Below are 23,706 nucleotides of genomic sequence, written 5' to 3'. Positions count from 1 at the left end.
GAGGGCAAGCGGTCGTTGTACATCCATCCTGACGAGTGTGTGGACTGTGGTGCGTGCGAGCCGGTGTGTCCGGTGGAGGCGATCTACTACGAGGACGACGTGCCCTCGGAGTGGAGYGACTACTACCGGGCGAACGTGGAGTTCTTCGATGACCTGGGGTCGCCGGGTGGTGCGGCGAAGATGGGCATGATCGAGAAGGACGACCCGATGATCGCTGCCCTGGCCCCYCAGGNTGGAGTTCTTCGATGACCTGGGGTCGCCGGGTGGTGCGGCGAAGATGGGCATGATCGAGAAGGACGACCCGATGATCGCTGCCCTGGCCCCYCAGGCCTGAGCGCAGCCACTCCCGAACCCCGAGGGGCCCGTCATCCTGTGGATGACGGGCCCCTCGACGTTCTCGACGATGCTCAGCCCTGCGGTTCGACCGGGCCCCCGGGGTCGGCGCCGCCCGCGACGAGGTCGCCGCAGCTCGTCTCCTGCGCCGTCACGACGACCGGGTCGCTCGCCGGGACCCCCTCGGCGACGGTCTCGGTCTGACCGTTCGTGGCTCGGCGCGCCGACTCGTCGAGGTCGACGAAGGTTCGCGCGACCGTGTAGGTCGAGCCGTCGTTCGACATCGCGTTGAGCCCGGCCAGGTGCAGCACGCCGTCCACGGTCGTGCACCCGACTCCTGTACCGAACCCGCTGAACCCCTTGTCGAACGTGTACGGCTCGTCCTGCGCGTTCTGCGTGACGTTCACGGCGCAGTTCGCGACCGAGTACAGCAGGACCTCGCGGCTGACATCGACCAGTGCGATGGGCGCTTCGCCGTCGCCTGCCGCGACGAGGTTGACGACCGCGCTCGCCGGGACGGGGCTCGCGGTCGTCACGGGGGCGGAGAACGTCGCCCCGGAGGCGGTCGTGATCCCGAAGCGCCGGTCCGCACCCGTGGTCAGCCACGCGGTGTCGGGGCGCCCGTCGAAGTCGACGTCGATGATCTCGTGCGTGCTCGCGCCGGCGGGCGTGCCGCCCTCGGTGGGCGTGCAGCCCGTGGCGGGGGGAGTGGTCACCTCGGTCGTGGGCTCGGGGCTGGGCTCCTCCGAGGGGGCCTCGGAGGTCACGGTGCCCGACGGCGTCGCGCCGGGGGAGGCGCCGTCGTCGCCCCCCGCGTCGCCCCGGGTCGCGAGCCAGACCGTGAGGGCGACGATCGCGAGGAGGACCAGCCCTCCGAGCGCCCACCACCATGCACGGTTCCCCGAGGGGGTCTCGCCCGGGCCTCCGGGCGGCGGCTCACCCGGCCCGCCGGGGGGCGGAGTGGTCGGTGCGCCGGTCGGGGAGAACGGGTCGGGGGCGTTCGGGATGGGCTCGGCCGGCGGGACGCTGCCCCCGGTGAGACCGCCCGGCGCCGGGAAGCCGGGTCTGATCGGTTCGGTGGGGTCCTGGCTACCTGCGGGGCCTCGTCGCTCCTGGTCGTCCGTCATGTGTCCAGGGAATCATCCCGTGACGAACGGGGCCAACCGGTCAGGTGCCCGGACCCTGTGCGCCTCGTGGGCGAACCCCGTGGCCCCCGCTGCTCGACAGGGGCCACAGGAGGCGGTGCAGCACGCGTCGAGCGCGGCCCGACCTCAGCGCAGGGCGCGCCCGAGCGCCCGGGCGAGCGCTGCGCCGTCGGGCCCTCCAGCCGTGGGGACGCCGTGCGCGGGGCGCCGGGTACGGCGCGAGCCGGGCGTGCCCGTCCCGCCGCGGCCCGCCGCGCCGTTCCTGCCCGACGGCGCGGGCGGCTCGTGCGCGAGCAGCCTCTGGGTGGGGCTGAGCTGCCGGATGCCGATCGCGGCCACGTGCTCCGGGTGCCGGCGCGCCGCGGCAGCGTAGATCTCGGGGTCGTGCTGGCCGTCGTCGCCGAGGAGGAGCCAGCCGACGTCCGGCAGCTCGCGCACGAGCCGGTCGATCGCGTTGCCCTTGTGCTCCTGGCCGCTGCGGAACCAGCCCGTGGCCGTGGGGCCCCAGTCGGTGAGGAGCAGGGTCCCGGGCGGGAAGCCGTTGCGGTCGAGGAAGCGTTCCAGGTTTCCCGCGGTGTTCCACGCCCCGTTCGACAAGTACACGAAGGGGGCCTCCGGATGTACGGAGGCGATGCCGTGGTACAGGTCGGCCATGCCGGGCACGGGTCGCCGCTCGCTCGCGTGCAGCCCGAACGTGTTCCACACCGCGCGCAGCAGGCTCGGGACCATGGTGATCATGACCGTGTCGTCGATGTCGCTGATGACCCCCAGGCGCCGGCCGGGGCCGACCACGAAGACCCGCGACGTCGCGACGGCCCCGCTCGCGGTCGCGAGCTGCACGTCGTGCCAGCCGGGCTCGAGCGCGACGTCGAGCATCCCGTCGACGTAGCCGTCCCGGTCGGCCGCGAGGTCCACGACGAGTCGCTCGTCGCGCCCCGCGGCCCCCGTGCGTGTCACGGACGCGCGCACCACCTCTCCGGGAGCCGAGACCGTGAGGTAGTTGCGCCACCCGCGCCGGTTCCAGACCAGGTCCGCGCGGCGGTGCGGACGACTCAGCAGCACGCGCGCCAGCACGCGCACCGAGCCCTCGGTGCCGTAGCCGACGTACGGCTCGATCCGCGGGGTCCACCCCCGCGACCGGAGGAAGCGCACAGCAGCCGCACGGATCCGGTCCTCGAGACGCGCCGAGAGGTGCAGGTGCTGGACCGGAGGGGTCGGGGACGGCAGGTGCTCCTGGTGCATGAGGTCCGATCGTCGAAGGTGCTGGTCTCCCACCTTGGCACACGGGGGCCCGGTTCATCGGGCGACGCGGGGCGTGATCGTCGAGGGCGAACGACCGCACAGCCGGCAGGTGCCTCGGCGCCGGGTGGCGTACGCGGCCGTCGCGACACCGAGCGCGACGCTCCACAGAGGCCAGAGCACGCCAGGACCGAACGCCGCCCAGTTGGCCAGGAGCTCGGGCGTCGACATCTCCAGCAGACCCTTGATCATCGAGAGCCCGGCCGGGAGGATCGCGACCGCGACCACCGAGGCGGGGACGACTGCGAGCGCGACGGGGACCCGTCGCCCGGCCAGGCCCGGGATCCAGCGGGGGAAGACCTCTCCCCACCGTTGCACGAGGCCGAGGGTCAGCACGGCGCCGACCACGGCGAACAGCCCGAGCCCCACCGCGGGGGCGACCAGCCTGCCGGCGTCCTGCTCGTACATCTCGGGGTCGAGCCCGAGCGGGTAGCCCAGCACCCAGATCAGCCGCGTGAGGGCGTACAGGCACGGGATGGTCGCCGCGACGATCGCGGCGGGCCGCCCCCAGGCCACGATGCCCGACGGCGCCGCGGAGGTCTCCCCGGCGGGTGCCGGCGCGTGGTGGTCGGCCGGGGCGTCCAGTCGGCCGCAGACCGCGCACGCCCCGCTGCTGCGCCGGGCGAAGAGGACGGTCGTGACCGCGAGGAGGACCAGGGCGACGAGCACGCCGAGCTGGAGCAGGAACGCGGGCGCGGCGTACTGGTCGAAGGCCCCGGCGAGTTCCGGGTCGAACGGGGCCCGGACGAGCACCACCGGGAGATACCCCATGCGGGCGAGAAGGCTGGTGTCGGCGAACACGACGCCGAGGGCCACGACGAGCCCGGAGACCGTGACCGCCGCGGCGCGCACCCGGCGCGTCGCCGGGCGTCCGGCACGCGACGTCATCCAGGCGGCGTGCGCCGCCCCGACCAGTCCCAGGGTGGCGAGAACCGCGGTCAGGCCGTCGCTCGGGACGGAGTCGACGATCGTCCCTGCTGCGTCGGGCGTCGAGGCCCCGACGGGCAGGTGACGGCCGGTGAGGACGGCCGTGAGGGCCGTAACGGCTCCTGCGAGCCACCAGGCGACCGTGAGACCCGGGACCCACCGTGGCCATCGCGGGGCCTCCCGGCGAGGGGGCGGTGTGCCGTCCGGCCTTGAGGCGGCGTGACCGGACGTGCGGCGCCGGGGTGGTGCTGACGTCGTGGCCGAGCTGGTCGAGCTGGTCGAGCTGGTCGAGCCGGTCGTGAGGTCGGTGTCGTCCATGGTGTCTCCCGAGGTGACGGCCGCCGGGCGGTCCGGCGGGCTGTCTCTCCAGGCTCCCGGCGCGCGGCCAGGAGGGGATCACCCGCTCCGGTGAGCGGGTTCCCCCGTACGGGTGAACGATCAGGACGTCGTCGAGGAGTCGTCGGACGGACGATCCCGTCAGCTGGCGGGGTCGTAGTGGAAGGCGCGCACCTCCTGCGCGCACCGGCAGGCGACCGCGAGCTTCGTGGCCCAGGCCAGCGCCGCCTCGCGCGTCGGCACCTCCAGGACGCAGAAGCCGCCGTCGAGCTGCTCGGTCTGGGGGTAGGTGCCCTCGGTCACGGTGCCGTCCCCGTCGACCAGGACGGGGGCGACGCCCTCGTCGATCGCCGCGCCGAACACCCAGACGCCGGCTTGCTTCGCCTCCTCGACCACGGCGCGGGACGCGTCCGAGACGGCAGGCAGCTCGTCGTCGGGAACGACCATCGCGACGCTCGGGAAGGTGATCAGGTACTTCGTCATGGTGTGGCCTCCTGGATTCGTGTCGTGGGGCTCTGAACCATCCTCACCGACGCACGGGTGCTCTGCACAGGGGCCTGCAGGCCGCGAACCCGTCCTAGGGGCTCGGTCGCACGAAGCCCGACTCGTAGGCCGCGACGACGGCCTGCGTGCGGTCGCGGACGCCGAGCTTGGCGAGCAGGTTGCCCACGTGGGTGCGCACGGTCTCGACCCCGAGGAACAGCTCGCCGGCGATCTCCTGGTTGGACCTCCCGGTCGCCATGAGGCGCAGCACGTCGCCCTCGCGCTCCGTGAGCCGTGCCGAGCGCAGGGCATCGCCCCGCGCCGGGTGAGCGGTCGCGATCCGTCGCACCGCGTCGGGGAAGAGGAGCGACTCCCCGCGGGCCACGACCCGCACGGCCTGGGCCAGGTCCTCGGGGCGGGTCCGCTTGAGGAGAAAGCCGTGCGCTCCCGCGCGCAGCGCGTCGAGCACGTGGTCGTCGTTCTCGAACGTCGTCATGACGAGGACCCGGGGCGCGGGGGCACGGGCCACGATCGCGCGGGTCGCGGCGATCCCGTCGACCCGCGGCATGCGGACGTCGAGCAGCACGACGTCGGGCCGGGTCGCCTCGACGGCACCTGGCACGTCCGCGCCGTCCGCAGCCTCCCCGACGACCTCGATGTCGGGCTCGGCGTCGAGGATCACGCGGAGGCCCACCCGGACGAGCGGCTCGTCGTCGACGACGAGGACGCGCAGGACCCTCGCGGGTCCGGCCGGCACGTCACCGGCCCCCGGCCGCCCGGGCACGTCGGGGTCCGTCTGCCTCACGGGGTCACCTCGTCCGACGCGGCCTCGGGAACGCCGAGAGGCAGCGATGCGCGCACGACCCACGCTCCGCCGTCGGGCCCCGCGAAGAGCGTGCCACCGAGGGCGGTCACGCGCTCCTGCATGCCCGGCAGCCCACGGCCCCGCCGCACCGATGCCCCGCCCGGCGGGGGCGACCACGGGTGCCGGACCTCGATCCGGAGGTCGTCCGCGCGGACCACCCGGACGTGGATCGGTGCTCCCGGCGCGTGCCGCAGGGCGTTGGTGAGCGACTCCTGGGCGATCCGGTAGATCTCGCGGGTCACGGTGAGCGGCGCCCGGCCCACCTCGCCCACGAGACGCAGCGTGACGTGGGCTCCCGCGGCGCGCGCGTGGCGGACGAGCATCGCGACGTCGTCGTCGTGCTCGGCGGACGCCTCGCTCCCGGGGTCGCGCAGGCGGCGCAGCAGGTCGTCGAGCTCGGCCAGGGCGTGGCGTCCCGTCTCCTCGATCGCCTCGAGCGCGCGACGTGAGGCCCGCGGGTCGGTCTCCAGCGTGCGGGTCGCCGCCGCGGCCTGGAGCACGGTGATCGTCAGGGCGTGACCGACGCCGTCGTGCACGTCGCGAGCGAGGCGGTTGCGCGCGGTCAGGCGCGCGGCCTGCGCCTCGAGCTCGGCGATCCGCTCGCTCTGGTCGGGGCCCAGCAGCACGGGTGCCGCCGAACGCAGCACCGCGCGCGCCCCGACGACCGCGTACGGCAGGGCAAGGAGCACGAGCAGCGCGAGCGCGATGCGCGCCGCCGCGCCCTCCAGCACCCCCGGCAGCCACCCGGGGTCGACGAACGGCGCGCCGAGCACCGAGAGCACGAGGTCGAGCACGAGCGGGACCACGGCCAGCAGCACGACGACCGCGACGAGACCGAGCAGCAGGTGGAGCGCGAACCAGGCCGCACCGCGCCACCTGGCCGCCGGGCCGGGGCGGCCCGACGGGACCGGGACGTCGACGTCGAGCAGGGTGCGCACCGCGAGGACCTCGACCGCACGGACCGGGGCGAGGAAAGGTGGCACGGCGGCAAGGGTCGTCGCGACGATCGCGAGCACGACGGTCGTGGGGGTCGCGGTGCGTGGCTCGGCGAACATCTGCACGAACCCCGCGCCGAGCAGCCCGTACGCTCCGGCGACCACGCCGCCCACGACCAGGAAGACCCCCGCCCGGACCGTCGCGCCGGAGGTCAGGGGCGCGACCAGAGCGCGCGGCGAGAAGCGCGGCCGCGGCGCGGGGCGCGCTCGATCGGGGGACGAGCCGGACATCTCGCCATCATGTCAGGCGGGCGTGCTCGGCGCGCTGGGACGCCGGCGCGGGTGCTGCGGGGCCGGCGGCGGCCGGACCGCCTTCAGCACTCGTTCAGCCGGACCGCTTTCAGCACTCGATGACGTTGACCGCGAGGCCACCCGTCGACGTCTCCTTGTACTTGGTCGACATGTCGAGTCCCGTCTGGCGCATGGTCTCGATGACCGTGTCGAGCGAGACGACGTGCGCGCCGTCTCCCTGGAGGGCCAGCTTGGCGGCCGAGACCGCGGTGCAGGCCGCGATCGCGTTGCGCTCGATGCACGGGACCTGGACGAGTCCGCCGACCGGGTCGCACGTGAGACCGAGGTTGTGCTCCATCGCGATCTCTGCGGCGTTCTCCACCTGCGCCGGGGTGCCGCCGAGCACCGCGCAGAAGGCGCCCGCTGCCATGGAGCAGGCCGAGCCGACCTCGCCCTGGCAGCCGGCCTCTGCCCCCGAGATCGAGGCGTTGCGCTTGTAGAGCGCGCCGATCGCGCCTGCCGTGAGCAGGAACGTGCGCATGGCCTGGCGTGTGGCGTCCTCGTCGGCGGCGAGGTTCGGGTGGATCCGCAGGAAGTGGCGGCCGACCGCGGGCAGGATGCCCGCGGCCCCGTTGGTGGGGGCCGTGACGACGCGGCGGGCGTCGGCGTTCTCCTCGTTGACGGCCATCGCGTAGGCCTGGAGCCACTCGATCGAGTGGTCGTTGTGTGCGGCGGCCCCGCTCGCGGCTTCAGCAGCCTCCAGCTTCTCGCGCTGCGCCCGGGCCCGACGGCGGACCTTGAGTCTCCCCGGAAGCATCCCTCGGCGGTCCAGGCCCGCGTCGACGCACTCGCTCATGGTCCGCCAGATCCGGTCGAGTCCTGCCCCGACCTCCGACGCGGGACGCAGGGAGACCTCGTTCTCCCACGCGGTCTCGGCGATCGACCGGCCCTCGAGCGTGCAGGACGCCAGGAGCTCGGCGGCGTTGGCGAACGGGTGCGGGACGTCCGAGGGCTCGGTGGCCGGGTCGATCGGGGCGCCCGCGAGCTCGGCTGCGTGCTGGGCCTCCTCGTTCGCGGCGGCGGCCTCGAGCTCCTGCTCGGTGAGCACGAACCCGCCCCCGACCGAGTAGTACACCTGCTCGGCCACGACGTCGCCGGTCGCGTCCAGGGCCGTGAACCGCATCCCGTTGGGGTGGCCGGGCAGGCGGGTGAGCGGAGCCAGCCGGACGTCGGTGCTCGACATGGTCACGGCCCGACGACCGAGGATGCGGACCTCGTGACCGTCGCCCAGGCGCTCCCAGCTCCCGGGCACCTCGTCGGGGTCGCACGTCTCCGGGTCGAGCCCGCGCAGGCCGGCGACCACGGCGTCCGGTGTCCCGTGGCCGATCCCCGTCGCGCCGAGCGAGCCGCACAGCACGACCTTGACCGCGGCGACACGGTCCAGCACGGCGCGTTGCTCGAGCTCGCGCGCGAACGTGGTGCCCGCCCGCATGGGGCCGACGGTGTGCGAGCTCGAGGGTCCGATGCCGACCGAGAAGAGGTCGAGGACGCTGACGTACGAGGACATGGTCCTCATGATCGCACCTCATCTCACGGAGTGGAACTCTTCTGCTATAGCAAGTGACCCCGGACCGTGTCTCGGCGCGAGGTGACGACCGGGCACGTGGCCAGGTGGTCGTCGACGAGCCCGCACGCCTGCATGGCTGCGTAGGCCGTCGTCGGGCCGATGAACTTGAAGCCCTCCTTCTTGAGAGCCTTGGCCAGGGCGACCGACTCGGGGGTGCTGGCCGCGAGGTCCGCGAACGTCGCGGGGCGAGGGCGGTCGAGGGGGGTGCCGCCCTCGGGTGCGCGCGAACCGCCCGGGGCGAACGACCAGACGAGCTCGTCGAGCGTCCGGCCCTGCTCGTGCAGCGCGAGCAGGGCGCGCGCGTTGGAGATGGTCGCCTCGATCTTCATCCGGTTGCGGATGATCGACGCGTCCTGGAGCAGCCGCTCGACGTCCACGTCGGTGAAGCGCGCGACGACCTCGGGGTCGAAGCCCACGAACGCCGCGCGGAACGCCGGGCGCTTGCGCAGGACCGTGATCCAGGCGAGCCCCGACTGGAAGGCTTCGAGGGCCAGCCGCTCGAACAGGGCCTCGTCCCCGTGGACCGGGATGCCCCACTCGGTGTCGTGGTACTCCTCGTAGAGCGGGTCGCCGTCCCCGAAGCAGCGGGCGCCCTGCGCGGGGCTGGGCGCGTCGGCGGGCGCCGCGAGCGGAGCGGGCGAGGGGGCTTCGGGGGACGTGGCCTCGGTCGTGGTCATGGCCCCACTCTTGCGCACGGCACCCACGCGCGGCGCGTGAGGGGTGTGGTCCTGTGGAGCGCGCTCCGGTCGAGGGGCCTGTGCACGGCTCCGGTCCACAGGTCCTGTGGATCAGGCGTCGGCGACCGGAGGGAGCTGCTGCTCGGCGATCGCGCGCAGCGCCTGGAGGTGGCTGGTCAACGCGGCCCGGCCCGCAGCGGTGAGGGCCACCCAGGTCCGCGGTCGACGGCCGACGCGGTCCTTGCTGATCTCGACGTAGCCGGCCTCCTCGAGCACCGTGAGCTGCTTGGAGAGAGTCGAGTCGGACACCTCGATCGCGTCGCGCAGGGACTTGAAGTCGGCCTTCTCGACCCCGGCGAGCGCCGCGACGACCGAGAGGCGGACGGGGGAGTGGATGACGTCGTCGAGCCGGTGGCGGGGGTGAGCCTCGGTCATGCTGCCTGCTCCTCGCGGCGCGGCCAGAGGGCGACGACGACCATCGGTACGGCGGAGACCAGTGCCGCGGGCAGCCAGTAGGCGAGGTTGCCCGCCTGGCCGGGGAGGCCGATGACGAGCGTCGCACCGTAGACGACGGCCCATGCCGCCGGGGCCACGGCGAGGCGCCGGCGCGACCCCCGTGCCAGGAAGCCCTGACGCGACGCCCAGGTCACGCCGATCGTGACCAGCGCTGCCCAGGCCGCCATGCCGACGAAGAACCCGACCCGCCCGCCCATGCCGATCGCGAGCACGAGGCCGACGCTGCCCAGCCCCCATCCCAGGAGGTAGGTCCGGACCCAGCGGGCGCCGCGCAGCCGGGTCAGGCGGGTGCTGGACTCCGCGTGGGCCAGCACCGCGGCGGCTTCCTGGGGGGTCGGGGCGGCGGAAGCGAGTGCATCGTGGCTCATGGATCCATCGAAGCATCTACTTTCCCACTTGGCAAGTACACGTCCGTTCGACAACTTGTCGTGCCGCCCCCGTCCGGCGACGCAGAGCGAGGGCGGCGGGAGCCGCGTCCAGGTCATGGACGCGGCCCCGCCACCCTCGAGATGCGCGGCGTCACCGTCGACTGTGAAGGCGCCGCGCGGGATTGCGCTGGTCAGCCGGTGCTCAGATGGTGAGCCGGCGGCGCATTCCCAGTCCGACGCCGAACACCCCGGCGAGAAGCCCCCCGCCCAGGATCGCTGAGGCGCCCATCGAGAGCTTGCCCGCGGGGCTGTTCTCGACGTCCGACTTCAGCTTGGCCGTGCCGTTCGAGATCTCGACGGTCCCGTCGGCGAGCGTTCCGGCGCCGTCCGCGAGCGTCGAGCTGCCCTCGGCGAGGTCGCCCGCACCGTCGGCCAGCGTCGTGGTCCCGGTGTGCAGCGTGCCAGCGCCCTCGGCGAGCGCGGCGTTGCCCGCGGCGAGCGTCGTGGCACCGTTCGACAGCGTCGTGATGCCGGTGTGCAGCGAGAGCGAGCCGTCCTCGAGCTTGGTCGTGCCCGCGAAGAGGTCTCGGGCGCCCGTGGCGAGCTTGGTGTTTCCCGCAGCGAGCTCCTGGGCACCGGTCGCGAGCTTCTGCGATCCCTTCGCCGCGTCGGTCGCGCCGACCGAGACCTCAGCCGCACCCGGGGCGAGGGCGCCGAGGCCGGTGTTGATCTCGGTTCGCGCCGTTGGCGGCTGAACGGATGCCGGGGGCGAGGGCGCCGAGGCCGGTGCTGATCTCGGTCGCGCCGTTGGCGGCTGAACGGATGCCGGGRGCGAGGGCGCCGAGGCCGGTGCTGATCTCGGACGCTCCTCCTGCCGCCTGGGCGATCCCCGGGGCGAGGACGTCGAGTCCAGCCTTGATCTTCGTCGCGCCGGCCGCTGCGTCCTGGGCCCCGGTGGAGAGCTCACCCAGCTTGGTGGTGAGGGTGGAGGCGCCCGTCGCCGCGTCCTGGGCGCCGGTGGACAGCTCGCCCAGCTTGGTGTTGAGCGTGGAGGCGCCCGTCGCCGCGGACTGGGCCCCGGAAGCGACCTGCTGTGAGCCCGCCTGGACCCGTGCAGCACCGCTCGAGAGCTCGCCCAGACCGGTGGAGAGCGCTGCGGTACCGTCGGCGACCTGCTGCGCTCCGCTCCTCAGTGCCTGGGCCCCTTCATCGAGGCTGGCAGCCCCGGACCGGAGGTCGGAGGCTCCTGCGTCGAGCGCCCGGGCGCTGTTCACGAGCCCTTTCTCGGCCGTGAAGCCACCGTAGAGCCGAGCGGTCCCGGCTGCGACCTCTGCTGCCCCGCCCTCGACCGACGCCGCTCCCGTGGAGAGGCCACCAGCGGCACCGGCAAGTCGATCGAGCTCGGCCTTGAGGGGCGAGTCGGACGGCACAGAATCAGCCAGCGCGGCGATGTCGCCAGCGAGGTCGGCGGCTCCAGCCTCGACCGAGGCGGCCCCAGCGGCGACCCCTGCCGACCCGTCCTTCAGTGTCTTCGCAGAACCAGCGGCCGTCTCCAGTCCTGCGGACAGTGCGCTCGCACCGTCGTGAAGCCGCGAGGCGCCATCCGCGAGCGAGCCGGAGCCGGTGGCCAGGGCGTCCGCGCCGCCGGAGACGCTCCGCGCTCCGATGGCGAGAGCGCCGCTGCTCGACGCTGCGGCGGCAGCTCCGGTCGAGAGGCTGGACGCTCCTCGTGCGAGGTCTGCTGCGCCAGGGGCCAGCTCACTCGTCAGCTTGCCGCTGAGCTCTCCCGAGCCGGAGTGGAGCAGTGCGGCGCCGGGCGCGAGGCGGCTGGTGAGGCTGTTGCTGAGGTCTCCGGAGCCGGAGTGGAGGAGTGCGGCGCCGGGCGCGAGGCGGCTGGTGAGGCTGTTGCTGAGGTCTCCGGAGCCGGCGTGGAGGAGAGCGGCGCCGGGGGCGAGCCGGGTGGTGAGGCCTGTGCTGAGGTCGGTCGATCCGGCGTAGAGCTGGGCGGCGCCGGGGGCGAGCTGGGTGGTGAGGCCTGTGCTGAGGTCGGTCGATCCGGCGTAGAGCTGGGCGGCGCCGGGGGCGAGCTGGGTGGTGAGGCCTATGCTGAGGTCGGTCGATCCGGCGTAGAGCCGGGCGGCGCCGGGGGCGAGCTGGGTCGTGAGGCCTGTGCTGAGGTCGGTCGACCCCGCGTACAGCCGCGCTGCACCGTCCGCCACCTTGGCGGCGCCGGGGGCGAGTCGCCCGGTGAGGCCTGCGTCGAGCTCCTTGGCGCCGGCGGCGACCTTGTTCGCTCCTGTGGACGCGTCGGCCGCTCCCGGGGCGAGCTTCGCCGCACCGGCGTTGAGCTCGTCGGCTCCGGCGGCGAGCTGTGCGGCGCCGTCGAGCGCGGTGACCCCGCCGGCCGCGAGCTGCTCTGCGCCGCTCGACGCCTTGGTCGCACCCGCGGAGAGGGTCTTCGCCCCGTCCTCGAGGGCCTTCGAGCCGTCGGCGACCTTGCCCGCGCCGTCCTCGGCGCGGGTCGCGCCGTCGGCAAGCTCGGCTGCGCCCGCTTCGAGACGTGAGGCTCCGTCGTCGAGGCGCGTGGCGCCGTCGGCCACCCTGCCGTTGAAGAGGAGGAGATAGCCGACGAGCACGACGACGACGAGTGCCAACGCCACCAGGGCGCCGATGGTCAGGGCTGAGTGCGCGCGCGAAGGGCGCGGGAGTGCGTGGGTTGTCATGTGCGAGGGTCCTCTCGTGGCCGGCCTCGTTGCCGGTCTGATCGCGGAGCGCCCATCACCTTGGTGCGACTCCGAGTATCAGGTAAATCACCGTCGACGCTAGCAACGGCGGAGAGGAGGAGGAAAGCAAGTATCTGATACTTCGAAAATCACAAGTTGGTAAAGGTCACGCAGGTGCGGCGAGCGCGTCCTCGAACGCACCGAGCAGTCGCTGGGTGAACAGCACGAACCGCACGGCCTCGATGCCCCGGTCTCCCTCGGCTTCCCACGCGCGCACCGCGTGCACCGCGACGCGAGCCACCTCGTGCCCGTCCCACCCGTAGACGCCTGCGCTCACGGCCGGGAACGCGACCGTGCGGGCGCCGAGCCCTGCGGCCACGTCGAGGGACGTCGTGAAGCACGAGGTGAGGAGGGCCGGATCGGTCTGGCCGCGGTGCCGGTCCGGGCCGACCGTGTGGATGACCCACGGTGCCGGCAGGTCGAAGCCCGGGGTCGCGACCGCCTCGCCCACGGGCAGGCCGTCGGGCAGGGTCGTCCGTCGCAGCTCGCGGCACGCGGCGAGCAACCGGGGGCCCGCCGCGGCGTGGATCGCGCCGTCGACCCCGCCTCCGCCCAGCAGCGACGAGTTCGCGGCGTCGACGATCGCGTCGACGTCGACCGTCGTGATGTCTCCGAGCTCTGCGGTGAGGCGCATGCCTCCCATGCTCGCGCACGTCGCGCGCGCCCGCCCTCGCCCGGATGTGCAGGAGGCGGCCCGACGGCGGTACGCACGTTCCGCCGTCGGGCCGCCTCCTCGAGGTGAGCCGGTCAGGTCACCAGACCTTGTCGCTCCGGAAGACCACGTCCGAACCGCCGTCGACGAAGACGACCTGCCCGCACATGTGGCTGTTCTCCGGTGAGACGAGGAAGCGCAGGAGGTAGGCCGGGACCTCGGGGCCCATGATGCCGCCGAGCGGCATGGGGACGACGGCCTCGACGGCCTTGGTCGACTCGTCGGTCGAGAGCATCTCGCGGGTCATGCCCGTCTGGACGATCCCGGGGCCGATCGCGTTGAGCGGGATGCCTGCCCCGGCCCAGTCGGCGGTCGGCGCGGCGCGGCGCAGCCAGTGCGCGACCGCGGCCTTGCTGCTGCCGTAGATGATGTCGCCCGTCCCGGTCTCGGTGAGCTCGGCGGCGCGGGCCAGGGCAGCGGCCTCGTCGCCCTTGAGGGTCAGCTCGACGAGCCGGTCGTCGACGGGCAGGAGGCTCGCCATCGAGCACGTGACCGCGGCGCGGGGTGCGTCCGACCCGGCGAGGAGCGGGCGCAGGCCGTCGAGGGTCGCGACCGCACCGAAGTAGTTGACCGCGAGCGTCGCGGGGCTGCCGTTCGACAGCCCGGCGTTCGCCACGACCGCGTCGATCGTGCCGCCGCTGAGCGCGGTGACCTTCTCGACGAGCTCGGCCCGGCCCGCGTCGGTCGTCAGGTCGACCGTGACGTCGGCGTCGCGCAGGTCGACCCCGATGACGCGATGGCCGTCGGCCTCCAGCAGACCCTTCAGAGCCCTGCCGATGCCCGAGGCGGAGCCGGTGACGACGACGGTGCGCATGATGCCCTCCAGAGCAGCTGGTGCGGCCAGTCCCATGTCCTGGCCGTCCCCTTCAGGCTAGCCAGCGAATCCGCGGAGAACGGGCGTTCGGGACCTCCGGCCGAGGGGTCGTGACGAAGGTCCCGCCCTCCCGCGGCTGTCTACCACCCGCCCGGCGCGAGCACCTTCCGGATGCGCTTCTCGCTCACGGCGCCGTCGGTCCCGAGCTGCTGCGCGAACAGCGAGACCCGGAACTCCTCGATGAGCCAGCGCGCCTCGTCGAGCTCGGCCAGGCGAGCCGGGTCGGCGGGCCCGGCGGCGTAGGCCGCGCGTGCCTTGCCGTACGCCTCCTCGACGTCGTGCACGCGCCAGGCGAGCTCGGCGTCGCGGTGCGGGTTGGTCGCGGCCTTCTCGATCCGGTAGGACGCCGCACGCAGGTAGCGGGTCAGGTGCGGCAGGCGGTGGGCCGGGGTCTGCGACACGAAGCCCGCGTGGACGAGCCCTGCGACCTGGTCGCGCACGTCCTGGAGCGTGTTGAGCAGCGCGAGGCTGTTGGCCGACCGGATCTCGCCGTCCAGGTTCCGTGCCGCCGTGAGCGCCGCGACGACGTGCCCGACGATCTGGTGCACCTCGTTCTCGAGGTGCCGCTTCACGAGCCCGCGCGCAGCGGTGTACGAGTCAGCACTCCGGATCTGTACGGCATCGGGCAGCGGCCCGTACTGCGAAGCCTTGGCCCCGGAGGTCAGCGCCATGACGGCCGCGAGCTGCAGGTCGGCGACGAGCGCCTCGGTGTTCCGGTACGGGCTCGCGGCCATGGTCAGCGACTGCGTGCCGGTCCAGCGGCTCGTGATGCGAGGGGTCTGGAGCGCGGTCTCCCCGAGCAGCAGGCGCCGGACGCCGCGCGCGTGCGCACGGTCCTGGGTCGACCGGTCGGCGAGCACGCGGAGCGCGACGCTGGGCTTGCCCTTGGGGTCGACCTCCTCGACGAGCGCGGGGTACCCCCGCACGACCATGCCGCCCCCGGCGGGCGTCGACACGACCTCGGGCAGCACGCCGTCGGGAAGCCCCGTGGGCCACGTGGTGAGCCCGGTCGCCTCGGCGACGACCACGGAGGCCACGCCGCCGTCGGGCGCGGCCCCCATCTCGCCATCACCACCTGAGCCCCCACCAGGACGGCCTGCGGAAGGTGTGCCGGAAGCGGAGGAGGGCGAGGCGGGATCGGTGGCGAAGGTCGTGGTGGGCCTGGCAGGGGTCTGCGAGGAACGAGCAGACCCGGGAAGACCGAGCGCCGGTCCCGCCTCGCCCTCCGCCCCCCTCCCCGCGTCCGCCCCAGCAGCAGCCTCACGCAACGCCGCTCCGACGGCCCCCTTGACCGCCGCCCGCACCGCCGCCTGCGCCTGGGGCGCGAGGCGTCGCTGGAGCGAGACGAGGTCCTTGGACTCGTCGAGCACGACCTCGCCGCCGCGGCGTTCCTCGATGACGCGGAACGTCATGCGCAGGTGGCCGGGAAGGCGTTCGGCGCGGGCGTCGTCCCAGGCGTCGTCGGGGATGACGACGTCGCGCAGGGCGCGGACGGCGCGCGTGAACGCGACGTGGAAGGGCTCGGCCATGTCGCCCGCGCGGGTGATGTCCTCCCAGGCCGGGGTGTTCTCGCGGAGCCAGCCGACGACGTCGCGCGCGACGTCGGGGGCGGGGACGAGCTGGACGCGCACGGGCTTGGGCAGCGAACGGATGGTCGCGGTCGCGAGCTCGTCGAGCAGGCCCGGGACCATCCAGTCGAAGCCGTCGGGGACGACGCGGTTCAGGACGCTGATGGGGATGTGCACGGTCACGCCGTCGGCGTCGGTCCCGGGCTGGAACTGGTAGGTCAGGGGGAGCGTGAGGTCGCCCTGGGCCCAGGTCTCGGGGAAGAGGGAGGTGTCGACCGACTCGGCGTCGGGCACCAGCTGTTCGAGCGTGAACGTGAGCAGGTCGGGGTCGCGGCGCCTGGCGCTCTTCCACCAGGTGTCGAAGTGGCGCGCGGAGACGACGTCCTCGGGGATGCGCTCGTCGTAGAACGCGAAGAGCACGTCGTCGTCGACCACGAGGCCGCGCTGGCGCGAGCGCGCCTCGAGCTCCTCGGCCTCCTCGAGCAGGCGGCGGTTCTCGTGGAAGAACTGGTGGTGCGTGGTCCACTCGCCCTGGACCAGGGCGTGGCGGATGAACATCTCGCGCGCGGCCTCGGGGTCGACCTTGCCGTAGAGGACGGTGCGGTCGGCGACGATGGGCACGCCGTAGAGCAGGACCTTCTCCTTGGCCTGCGCGGCGCCCTGCTTGGTGGACCAGTGCGGTTCGGAGTAGGTGCGCTTGACGAGGTGCGCGGCGAGCTCCTCGGCCCACTCGGGCTGGATCTTGGCGACGTCGCGGCCCCACAGGCGGCTGGTCTCGACGAGCTCGCCGGCCATGACCCACACGGGCGGCTTCTTGGACAGGGGCGAGCCGGGGAAGATCGCGAAGCGTGCGCCGCGCGCGCCGAGGTACTCGTTGCGGGCCTGCTTCTTGGCCCGCTTCATGGCGAGCTCCTTCTGCGGGCCGCGCAGGTGCGCGACCGACGAGGCCTTGACCTCGGTGGCCTCCTGCATGCCGATCTGGGAGAGGAGCCCGGCGAGGAGCGCCTGGTGGATGGTGTCGTCGTCCCAGGTCAGGCGGTGCTCGACGGGTTGGTCGGTCGCCTCGGCGATCGTGGTGCCCGACGACGTCGCTCCCCTCCCGGAGGTCGCGTCGCCCCGGGTGCGGGGTGTGTAGGACATGTCGATGCCGAGCGGCTTGCTCATCTCGCGCAGCTGCGCGACGACGTCCTGCCACTCGCGCACGCGCAGGAAGTTGATGTACTCGGCCTTGCACAGGCGCCGGAACGCCGACGACGAGAGCTCGCGCTGCTGCTCGCGCACGTACTCCCACAGGTTGAGGTAGGTGAGGAAGTCGGAGCGAGGGTCCGCGAAGCGGGCGTGGAGCTGGTCGGCCTGGGCGCGGAACTCGGCGGGTCGTTCGCGCGGGTCCTGGATGGACATCACGGCCGCGATGATCGCGACGTCGCGCGCCACGCCGCGGCGCGAGCCCTCCCAGATCATGCGGGCCAGGCGCGGGTCCATGGGGAGCTGGGCGAGGACGCGGCCGACCTCGGTGAGGCGCGTGACGGCGCGGCCGGGCTGTGCGTCCTTGTCGGCGCCGCTGCGACCGGCAGGCTCCGCCACGGTCTCGAGGGCGCCGAGCTCGGTCAGGAGCTGCACGCCGTCGCGGATCGAGCGCGTGTCCGGGGGCTCAACGAACGGGAAGCGCGCGACGTCGTCGGGCGAGGAGACGACGCCCACCGAGATCATCTGCAGCAGGACCGACGCGAGCGAGGTGCGCAGGATCTCCGGCTCGGTGAACTCGGGGCGGGAGAGGAAGTCCTCCTCGGAGTACAGGCGGATCGCGATGCCGTCCGCGACACGGCCCGAGCGCCCCGAGCGCTGGTTGGCGCTGGCCTGCGCGATGGGCTCGATCGGCAGGCGCTGCACCTTGGTCGCCTTGGAGTAGCGCGAGATGCGGGCCGTGCCGGGGTCGACGACGTAGTGGATGCCCGGGACCGTCAGCGACGTCTCGGCGACGTTGGTCGCGAGCACGACGCGGCGCGAGGAGTGCGCCTGGAACACGCGGTGCTGCTCGGCCGAGGACAGGCGCGCGTAGAGCGGCAGGATCTCGACGAAGTCGGGGCGCTTGGCGTCGCGCGTGCGCTCGCCCAGGCGGGACTCGAGGGCGTCGGCCGTGTCGTGGATCTCGCGCTCGCCCGACAGGAAGACCAGGACGTCGCCCGGCCCCTCGGCCATGAGCTCCTCGACTGCGTCGACGATGCCCGTGACGAGGTCCTTCTCCTGGCCGGCGGCCCCCTTGGCGGTGCCCCGCTTGGTCTTGCCCGTCTCGGGGTCGACGTCGGGGCTCAGCGGCCGGTACCGGATCTCGACGGGGTAGGTACGACCCGTGACCTCGATGACGGGAGCCGTGGGGGGATGGTGAGCGGCGCCGTCGGGCCCGTCGACTGCCACGGACCCGTTGTCAGAAGTGCCCAGGTCCCCCGCCCGGTCTGCTTCTGACAGCTCGTCGGCCGTGAGCGGCGGGAGCGGGCCGCCCGGCGCGAAGTGCCGCGCGAACCGCTGCGAGTCGATCGTCGCCGACGTGATGATGACCTTGAGGTCGGGGCGCTGCGGCAGGAGCCGCGTGAGGTACCCGAGCAGGAAGTCGATGTTGAGTGAGCGCTCGTGCGCCTCGTCGATGATGAGCGTGTCGTACGCGAGGAGCTGCGGGTCCCGCTGGATCTGCGCGAGCAGGATCCCGTCGGTCATGACCTTGACGAGCGTCTGGTCGCTCGACTGGTCCGTGAAGCGCACCTGGTAGCCGACGATCTCGCCGAGCGGCGTGCCGATCTCCTCGGCGATCCTCTCCGCGACCGTGCGCGCCGCGATCCGTCGGGGCTGCGTGTGCCCGATCTGGCCCTTCCGGCCGCGGCCGAGCTCGAGCGCGATCTTGGGGAGCTGCGTCGTCTTGCCCGAGCCCGTCTCGCCCGCGACGATCACGACCTGGTTCTCCGCGATGGCTTTCGCGATGTCCTCGCGCCGCGCGGAGACGGGCAGCTGCTCGGGATAGGTGATGGGCGGCACGACGACCTGTGCGCGCCGCTCGGCGGCCCGCGCGAGCTGGGCGGGGCTCACCTGCTGGCGGCGGGTGCCGCGCTGGTTGCCACGCGTCGAGGTGCCCGACGTCGGACGCTCGCCGCGGGCGTTCCTGTCGCCCTCGGGCGTCTTCTCGGCGCGGGCGCGGCCGGCGTCCCGGCGGGGGGCGGAGTCCGTGCGGCCGTCGGCCTGCTCGGGGGAGGGGTTCTGCTCGCTGACCTGGGGCTTCGCCCGTCCGCGTCCTCCGCGTCGGCGGCGTGGGCTCCCGCCCGTGCGCGGCTCGCGTCCCGCCTCGCCCGTGGGGGCGCTCGCAGGGCTGTCCACGGCGGGCCGTGCGGGGCCGTGCGGTTCGGTGCTCACGACCAACCATTCTCTCAAGCGGTCGCAACTTCAATTGCCCGGACGTCGTCCGGCACGTGCCGTGGCGAGGAGGATCGGCCCGGCGCGTCGGCCCGTGGGAAGGCGTGGCACTACGGTGACGACGTGAACTCCATGGCCGAGGTCGTCGGCGCAGCACTTCCCCTCGCAGTGGCCGTCGCGCTCAGCCCGCTGCCGATCATCGCCCTCGCGCTGCTCCTGACGTCGGACCGGGGGCGCGCCTCGGGCGTGACCTTCGTCGTGGGCCGGCTGCTCACGCTCGCGGCCCTGCTCGGCGTGGTCGTCGCGGCGTCGGACGTCGTCGAGCACCTCCTGGGGTCGAGCGAGCTCCCGGCGTGGGTGCGGATCGTCCTGGGAGCCGCGCTCATGGTGCTCGGCCTCACGCAGTGGCGCCCCAAGCCCGAGGGCGAGTCGGCGAGCCTCCCCGGCTGGCTGGCCTCGATCGCGGACGCCACCCCCGCGCGTGGCCTCGGCGTCGGTGCGCTGGTCACGGTCGCCAACCCCAAGGAGCTCGCGTTCGTGCTCGCCGCGGGCGTCTCGGTGGGCGGAGCGGCGCTCGGGTTCGTGCAGGAGGTCGTGGTCGTGCTGGCGTTCGTCCTGGTGGGCGGGCTGTCGGTCGTGGTGCCGCTCGTCGCGACGCTCGTGGCCCCCGCCCGCGTCGTGCCGTGGCTCGACCGCCTGCGGGAGTGGCTGACCGCCAACACGTCGCTCGTCATGGGGGTGCTGCTGCTCGTGATCGGGGCGACGGTCCTGGGGGACGCGATCGGGGAGCTGTAGCGGCTCGGTCGGACGGTCACGTCCCAGGGGGCGGGTGCAACGCCGCCGGCAGGCCCGGGGATGGCAGCCGCTCGGCCTCCCGGGGGATTGCAGCCGCTCGGCGTCGGGCGCACGCTGGGGGCATGGCCACGTCCTGGGTCGACAGGTGGCAGCTCGATCTCGATCGGCTGCGCTGGTACCCCGCGGCCCAGGAGATCCGCGCGGTGCGCCAGGAGGACCCGACCACGCTCGTGCTCCGCTCGACCACCGCGCGCCTGGTCTGGGAGCCGTGGCGCCTGCTCCCGGTCTACGCGGTCCCCGCAGCGGACGTGCGCGTACCCCTCGTCGAGGGCGAGCACCAGGAGGGGCAGGTGCGGCACGGGCTGATCCCGCACCCGCTGCACTTCGAACGGCACACGTGCGCGGGGACCGAGCTGTGGCCCGAGGAGCACGCGACGGCGGGCGACGCGCCCGGGTCCCGCACGGCCACGTTCTTCCGTCCCGACGACGAGGACCTCGCGGGCCACGTCCTGGTCGACTTCCAGGCGTACGACTGGTTCGCCGAGGACCAGCCCCTCGCGGCCCACCCGCGCGACCCCTTCAAGCGGGTGGACATCGTGCCCAGCTCGCGCCACGTCGTCGTGTCGCTCGGCGGCGTGCTGCTCGCGGACAGCTCGCGGGCCATGGCGCTCACCGAGACCTACCTGCCGCTGCGGTGGTACGTCCCGCGCGAGGACGTGCAGTGGGACGCGCTGACGCCGAGCACGACGACGAGCGACTGCGCCTACAAGGGGCACGCCCGCTACTGGTCGCTCGCGTCGGGCGACCCCGACGGTGCGGACATCGGCTGGAGCTACGAGGCCCCGCTGTCCGACGGCGAGAGGGTGCGCGGTTACGTCGCCTTCTGGTGCGAGCGCACCGACCTCACGCTCGACGGCGCCCAGATGCCGCGCCCCGAGAGCCTGTTCTTCCCCCGCGGGAGACGCTGAGCGCAGTGCGACCGGCGACGTCGACCTGGCACCGGTGCCGAGCATGCGGTGGGCGTTCGTCCAAGCGAGAAGTTGAACGCCCACCGCATGTTCGACGAACGTGAACCGCATGTTCGGCGAGCCGGGGTCCCGGACTGGTCGCCTTGTCGACCGGGATGCTCAACCGATGCTCAGCCGACCCGGACGCTCAGGACGAGCTGCTCGCCGACGTCGAGCCGCACGTCCGAGAGCGTGACGCCCGGCGGCAGCGAGGACGCGAGGTCGATGCGCTTGCCGTCGACCTGCTCGAGCTTCCCGCGGACGGCCAGCAGGAGCGCCGCGACGACCGGGTTGCGGCTCGTCGCCCCGACATTGCTCAGCGTGAGGACCATGGCCTGGTCGATCTCGGCGGTCGCGGTGATCTGGGCGCTCGCGGACAGGAAGCCCTTGCGGATCTTCGCGGACGCCACGATCGACGCCGCGCGGGGCCCACGGGACGCGAGGTCCACGTCGAGGGCGGTGAGCGTGAAGCCCTGGTCCGCGAGGGCCTTGGTCGCGAGCTCGCGGACCGTGGTGACGAGCGCGTCGCGGCTCGCTGCGGCACGCAGGTGACCGCTCACGGGGTGCTCGGTGCTCTGGCCGGACTCCTCGATCGAGAGCGAGCCGTCGGCACCCTCGACCCAGGAGAAGCGCAGGTCGCGGATCTCGGCGTCGAGGTCGACCGCGACGCCGGCGACCGTGACGGGGTGCCCCTGGGCGCGGATCGTCCGCGCGACGGCCTTCTCGCGCCCGACGACGTGCTCGACGTTCTCGGCCGGGTCAGGGGCGTCGGCGGCACCCATCGCGCGGACGACGAGGCCCGTCACGTCGACGTCGAGGCTCTGGACGTCCGGGCTGCCGGGGACGGTCGCGGCGTCGATGCGGACGCGTTCCAGGCCGGAGGCGTGGGGCCCGAGGTTCCTGGTCATGACCTCGCGCAGGCGCTCGGCGAGCGCGGGGCCCGTGTCCGGGCGCGGGGCGCGACCGAAGGGGAGGACGTCGTGGGCGGGGCTCAGGTCGTCGGACATGCGCCGAGCCTACGACGAGGGTGACGCCGGCAGACGGATCGGCGTGCAGGGCGCCCGGAGTCCCAGGGTCCTCACTTTCGTCGGTACCGCACCTCACGAGGCCCGACGACGATGGAGCCATGATCACCTTCGCCCACGCGATGAAGCGCTACGGCCCCACCACGGCCCTCGACGACCTCACCGTCACGGTCCGACCCGGTCGGGTCACGGGCCTCCTCGGTCCCAACGGCGCGGGCAAGTCCACAGCCCTCCGCCTGGCCCTGGGCCTCGACCACGCGACGGCCGGGGCCGTCACCGTCCACGGCACCCCGTACCGTGCCCTGCGGCACCCGCTGCGCACCGTCGGCGCGCACGTCGACGCGCGGGCCTTCCACCCCGGGCGCTCCGCCCGGGCCCACCTGACGGCCCTCGCCCGCTACAACAGGATCCCGGCACGCAGGGTCGACGAGGTCCTCGGCCTCGTCGGGCTGAGTGACGTCGCGGGCAAGCGCGCGGGCGGGTTCTCCCTCGGCATGGCCCAGCGGCTCGGCCTCGCGGGTGCGCTGCTGGGCGACCCGGAGGTCGTCCTGCTCGACGAACCCGTCAACGGCCTCGACACGGACGGCGTCCTGTGGCTGCGCGGCCTCCTGCGTGACCTCGCCGACCAGGGCCGCACCGTCCTGCTGTCGAGCCACCTGTTGTCCGAGCTGGAGGTCACCGCCGACCACGTCGTCGTCCTCGGACGAGGTCGCCTCCTGGCAGACGTCCCGATCGCCGACCTCGTGGGACGGGACGCCCCCGTCGTCGTCCGGACCCCGGACGACCCGGCACCTCTGGCGCACGCGCTCGTGGCGAGCGGTCATCACCCGCAGGTCGACGGGCACGCGTTGACCGTGGAGGGCGTCGACGTCGAGCTGGTCGGCGACCTCGCCCATGCGCTCGGCCTCCGCCTGCACCACCTCGCCGCCGCCCCCGTCACGCTCGAGGCCCGCTACCTGGACCTCGTCGCCGACGACGTCCAGTACCGCGCACGTCCCGAGGAGCGCATCGCATGATGGCCGCAGTCCGTGCCGAGTGGGGTCGTACGTGGTCGGTGCGCGCCCCGTGGGTCACCCTGGCCGCTGTCCTGGTCACCGTGCCGCTCGTGGCGACCGTCCTGGCGAACGACGTCGTCCACGCGGTCTCCACCGGTGAGCTCCCGCCCGGCACGTCCACCGCTCCGGCGGAGGCTCTCGGGCCGGCCGTCCAGCTCGGTCTCGTCGTCCTCGCTGCCCTGGCCATGCATCCGGTGACGACCGAGTACGCCACGGGTACCGCCCGGCTCACGTTCCAGGCCGAGCCCCGCCGACGGGTGGTCCTCGCCGCCAAGACGACGGTCGTCACCCTGACCGCCCTGCTCGCAGGGGTGGCCACGGGCACCGCCGCCACCCTCGCCGTGCGCGCCTACCTCGGGGAGCACGCCGCCCCCGCCCCGGACGGCGCCGTCGCCGAAGCCCTCCGAGCCGGGCTGCGCACCGGCGTCGTCCTCGCGCTCGCCGCCATCCTCACCGCGGCGCTCGCGGCGCTCGTCCGGCATGCGGTCGGTACGCTGGCACTGGCCGCCGCGCTGCTCGCGGGTGTGCTCGTCCTGCCCGACCCGGTCGCGCGCTGGACCCCCGCCGGAGCCGCCGCAACGTTCGTCGCGGGAGAGGGCGCGCCCTGGGTCCTGGCCGCGTGGGCGGCCGTCGGGTTCGCCGTCGCTGTGGGGGTGCTCGAACGCCGCGATGCCTGACGGAAGGAT

General features: G+C 73.7%; 20 protein-coding genes and 1 pseudogene. 5 read left to right on the top strand and 16 right to left on the bottom strand.

The window, feature by feature from the left end:
- Positions 1–232 (top strand): annotated as a pseudogene (locus tag ASE27_RS17545) (ferredoxin family protein); the annotation flags it as partial.
- 175 nt (positions 233–407) lie between these two features.
- Here the strand turns inward: ASE27_RS17545 and ASE27_RS17540 are convergent.
- From ASE27_RS17540 to ASE27_RS17470, 15 genes are all read right to left on the bottom strand, one after another.
- Complete coding sequence (locus tag ASE27_RS17540) at positions 408–1,460, bottom strand: hypothetical protein (protein WP_056653406.1); 1,053 nt, start codon at positions 1,458–1,460, stop codon at positions 408–410.
- Positions 1,461–1,604: 144 nt separating this feature from the next.
- Positions 1,605–2,720, bottom strand: a complete 1,116-nt coding sequence (locus ASE27_RS17535; RefSeq protein WP_056653402.1) for an App1 family protein — start codon at positions 2,718–2,720, stop codon at positions 1,605–1,607.
- Between the two features lie 54 nt (positions 2,721–2,774).
- On the bottom strand, positions 2,775–4,022 hold the full coding sequence (locus ASE27_RS17530) for a hypothetical protein (RefSeq protein WP_056653398.1): 1,248 nt from the start codon (positions 4,020–4,022) through the stop codon (positions 2,775–2,777).
- Positions 4,023–4,181: 159 nt separating this feature from the next.
- On the bottom strand, positions 4,182–4,523 hold the full coding sequence (locus ASE27_RS17525; RefSeq protein WP_056653395.1) for a YciI family protein: 342 nt from the start codon (positions 4,521–4,523) through the stop codon (positions 4,182–4,184).
- A gap of 94 nt (positions 4,524–4,617) precedes the next feature.
- Positions 4,618–5,280 carry a response regulator transcription factor gene (locus ASE27_RS17520; protein ID WP_056653664.1) on the bottom strand — a complete coding sequence of 221 codons (663 nt, stop codon included), beginning with the start codon at positions 5,278–5,280 and terminating at the stop codon, positions 4,618–4,620.
- Between the two features lie 44 nt (positions 5,281–5,324).
- Positions 5,325–6,614: a sensor histidine kinase gene (locus ASE27_RS17515; protein ID WP_056653392.1), complete on the bottom strand. Its 1,290-nt coding sequence runs from the start codon at positions 6,612–6,614 to the stop codon at positions 5,325–5,327.
- Between the two features lie 109 nt (positions 6,615–6,723).
- Positions 6,724–8,181 carry an L-serine ammonia-lyase gene (locus ASE27_RS17510; RefSeq protein WP_056653390.1) on the bottom strand — a complete coding sequence of 486 codons (1,458 nt, stop codon included), beginning with the start codon at positions 8,179–8,181 and terminating at the stop codon, positions 6,724–6,726.
- Between the two features lie 44 nt (positions 8,182–8,225).
- Positions 8,226–8,918, bottom strand: coding sequence for a DNA-3-methyladenine glycosylase I (locus tag ASE27_RS17505; protein ID WP_056653383.1), 693 nt, complete (start codon positions 8,916–8,918; stop codon positions 8,226–8,228).
- A 111-nt stretch (positions 8,919–9,029) separates the two neighbouring features.
- Positions 9,030–9,353 (bottom strand): transcriptional regulator, encoded by a 324-nt coding sequence (locus tag ASE27_RS17500; protein ID WP_056653380.1) that lies wholly within the window; start codon positions 9,351–9,353, stop codon positions 9,030–9,032.
- Positions 9,350–9,802, bottom strand: a complete 453-nt coding sequence (locus tag ASE27_RS17495) for a hypothetical protein (protein ID WP_157257689.1) — start codon at positions 9,800–9,802, stop codon at positions 9,350–9,352. The genes ASE27_RS17500 and ASE27_RS17495 overlap by 4 nt, the downstream gene beginning before the upstream one ends.
- 202 nt (positions 9,803–10,004) lie before the next feature.
- Complete coding sequence (locus tag ASE27_RS21215; RefSeq protein WP_369819024.1) at positions 10,005–10,322, bottom strand: hypothetical protein; 318 nt, start codon at positions 10,320–10,322, stop codon at positions 10,005–10,007.
- Positions 10,323–10,491: 169 nt separating this feature from the next.
- Positions 10,492–12,525, bottom strand: a complete 2,034-nt coding sequence (locus ASE27_RS21015; RefSeq protein ID WP_056653369.1) for a hypothetical protein — start codon at positions 12,523–12,525, stop codon at positions 10,492–10,494.
- A gap of 166 nt (positions 12,526–12,691) precedes the next feature.
- Positions 12,692–13,219, bottom strand: a complete 528-nt coding sequence (locus ASE27_RS17480) for an O-acetyl-ADP-ribose deacetylase (protein WP_056653660.1) — start codon at positions 13,217–13,219, stop codon at positions 12,692–12,694.
- Positions 13,220–13,337: 118 nt separating this feature from the next.
- Positions 13,338–14,111, bottom strand: a complete 774-nt coding sequence (locus ASE27_RS17475; RefSeq protein ID WP_056653367.1) for an SDR family oxidoreductase — start codon at positions 14,109–14,111, stop codon at positions 13,338–13,340.
- A gap of 140 nt (positions 14,112–14,251) precedes the next feature.
- Entirely contained in the window at positions 14,252–19,138 is a 4,887-nt protein-coding gene (locus ASE27_RS17470) for a DUF3418 domain-containing protein (RefSeq protein WP_056653364.1), read from the bottom strand.
- Positions 19,139–19,270: 132 nt separating this feature from the next.
- Between ASE27_RS17470 and ASE27_RS17465 the strand changes: the two genes are divergently transcribed.
- Positions 19,271–19,933: a GAP family protein gene (locus ASE27_RS17465; protein WP_056653361.1), complete on the top strand. Its 663-nt coding sequence runs from the start codon at positions 19,271–19,273 to the stop codon at positions 19,931–19,933.
- 122 nt (positions 19,934–20,055) lie between these two features.
- Positions 20,056–20,901 carry a DUF427 domain-containing protein gene (locus tag ASE27_RS17460; protein ID WP_056653359.1) on the top strand — a complete coding sequence of 282 codons (846 nt, stop codon included), beginning with the start codon at positions 20,056–20,058 and terminating at the stop codon, positions 20,899–20,901.
- 170 nt (positions 20,902–21,071) lie between these two features.
- On the opposite strand, the gene ASE27_RS17455 is transcribed toward ASE27_RS17460, so the two are convergent.
- On the bottom strand, positions 21,072–21,947 hold the full coding sequence (locus ASE27_RS17455) for a hypothetical protein (RefSeq protein ID WP_056653356.1): 876 nt from the start codon (positions 21,945–21,947) through the stop codon (positions 21,072–21,074).
- A gap of 119 nt (positions 21,948–22,066) precedes the next feature.
- Between ASE27_RS17455 and ASE27_RS17450 the strand changes: the two genes are divergently transcribed.
- A complete protein-coding gene (locus tag ASE27_RS17450; RefSeq protein WP_056653353.1) occupies positions 22,067–22,981 on the top strand; it encodes an ATP-binding cassette domain-containing protein in 915 nt (304 codons plus the stop codon).
- Entirely contained in the window at positions 22,978–23,697 is a 720-nt protein-coding gene (locus ASE27_RS20500; RefSeq protein WP_162259240.1) for a hypothetical protein, read from the top strand. Before ASE27_RS17450 ends, ASE27_RS20500 begins: the two co-directional genes overlap by 4 nt.
- Positions 23,698–23,706 lie beyond the last annotated feature (9 nt).

Origin of the sequence: Oerskovia sp. Root918 (assembly GCF_001428945.1) — a bacterium.
Lineage (GTDB): Bacteria > Actinomycetota > Actinomycetes > Actinomycetales > Cellulomonadaceae > Oerskovia > Oerskovia enterophila.
Note: the sequence above shows the minus strand (reverse complement) of the source record. Positions and strands in the feature narration are given on the sequence as shown.

Coding starts and splice junctions, on each gene's coding strand:
- ASE27_RS17540 (WP_056653406.1), bottom strand. CDS start 1,460: ATGACGGACGACCAGGAGCGACGAGGCCCCGCAGGTAGCCAGGACCCC.
- ASE27_RS17535 (WP_056653402.1), bottom strand. CDS start 2,720: ATGCACCAGGAGCACCTGCCGTCCCCGACCCCTCCGGTCCAGCACCTG.
- ASE27_RS17530 (WP_056653398.1), bottom strand. CDS start 4,022: ATGGACGACACCGACCTCACGACCGGCTCGACCAGCTCGACCAGCTCG.
- ASE27_RS17525 (WP_056653395.1), bottom strand. CDS start 4,523: ATGACGAAGTACCTGATCACCTTCCCGAGCGTCGCGATGGTCGTTCCC.
- ASE27_RS17515 (WP_056653392.1), bottom strand. CDS start 6,614: ATGTCCGGCTCGTCCCCCGATCGAGCGCGCCCCGCGCCGCGGCCGCGC.
- ASE27_RS17510 (WP_056653390.1), bottom strand. CDS start 8,181: ATGTCCTCGTACGTCAGCGTCCTCGACCTCTTCTCGGTCGGCATCGGA.
- ASE27_RS17505 (WP_056653383.1), bottom strand. CDS start 8,918: ATGACCACGACCGAGGCCACGTCCCCCGAAGCCCCCTCGCCCGCTCCG.
- ASE27_RS17500 (WP_056653380.1), bottom strand. CDS start 9,353: ATGACCGAGGCTCACCCCCGCCACCGGCTCGACGACGTCATCCACTCC.
- ASE27_RS17495 (WP_157257689.1), bottom strand. CDS start 9,802: ATGAGCCACGATGCACTCGCTTCCGCCGCCCCGACCCCCCAGGAAGCC.
- ASE27_RS17480 (WP_056653660.1), bottom strand. CDS start 13,219: ATGCGCCTCACCGCAGAGCTCGGAGACATCACGACGGTCGACGTCGAC.
- ASE27_RS17475 (WP_056653367.1), bottom strand. CDS start 14,111: ATGCGCACCGTCGTCGTCACCGGCTCCGCCTCGGGCATCGGCAGGGCT.
- ASE27_RS17465 (WP_056653361.1), top strand. CDS start 19,271: ATGGCCGAGGTCGTCGGCGCAGCACTTCCCCTCGCAGTGGCCGTCGCG.
- ASE27_RS17460 (WP_056653359.1), top strand. CDS start 20,056: ATGGCCACGTCCTGGGTCGACAGGTGGCAGCTCGATCTCGATCGGCTG.
- ASE27_RS17455 (WP_056653356.1), bottom strand. CDS start 21,947: ATGTCCGACGACCTGAGCCCCGCCCACGACGTCCTCCCCTTCGGTCGC.
- ASE27_RS17450 (WP_056653353.1), top strand. CDS start 22,067: ATGATCACCTTCGCCCACGCGATGAAGCGCTACGGCCCCACCACGGCC.
- ASE27_RS20500 (WP_162259240.1), top strand. CDS start 22,978: ATGATGGCCGCAGTCCGTGCCGAGTGGGGTCGTACGTGGTCGGTGCGC.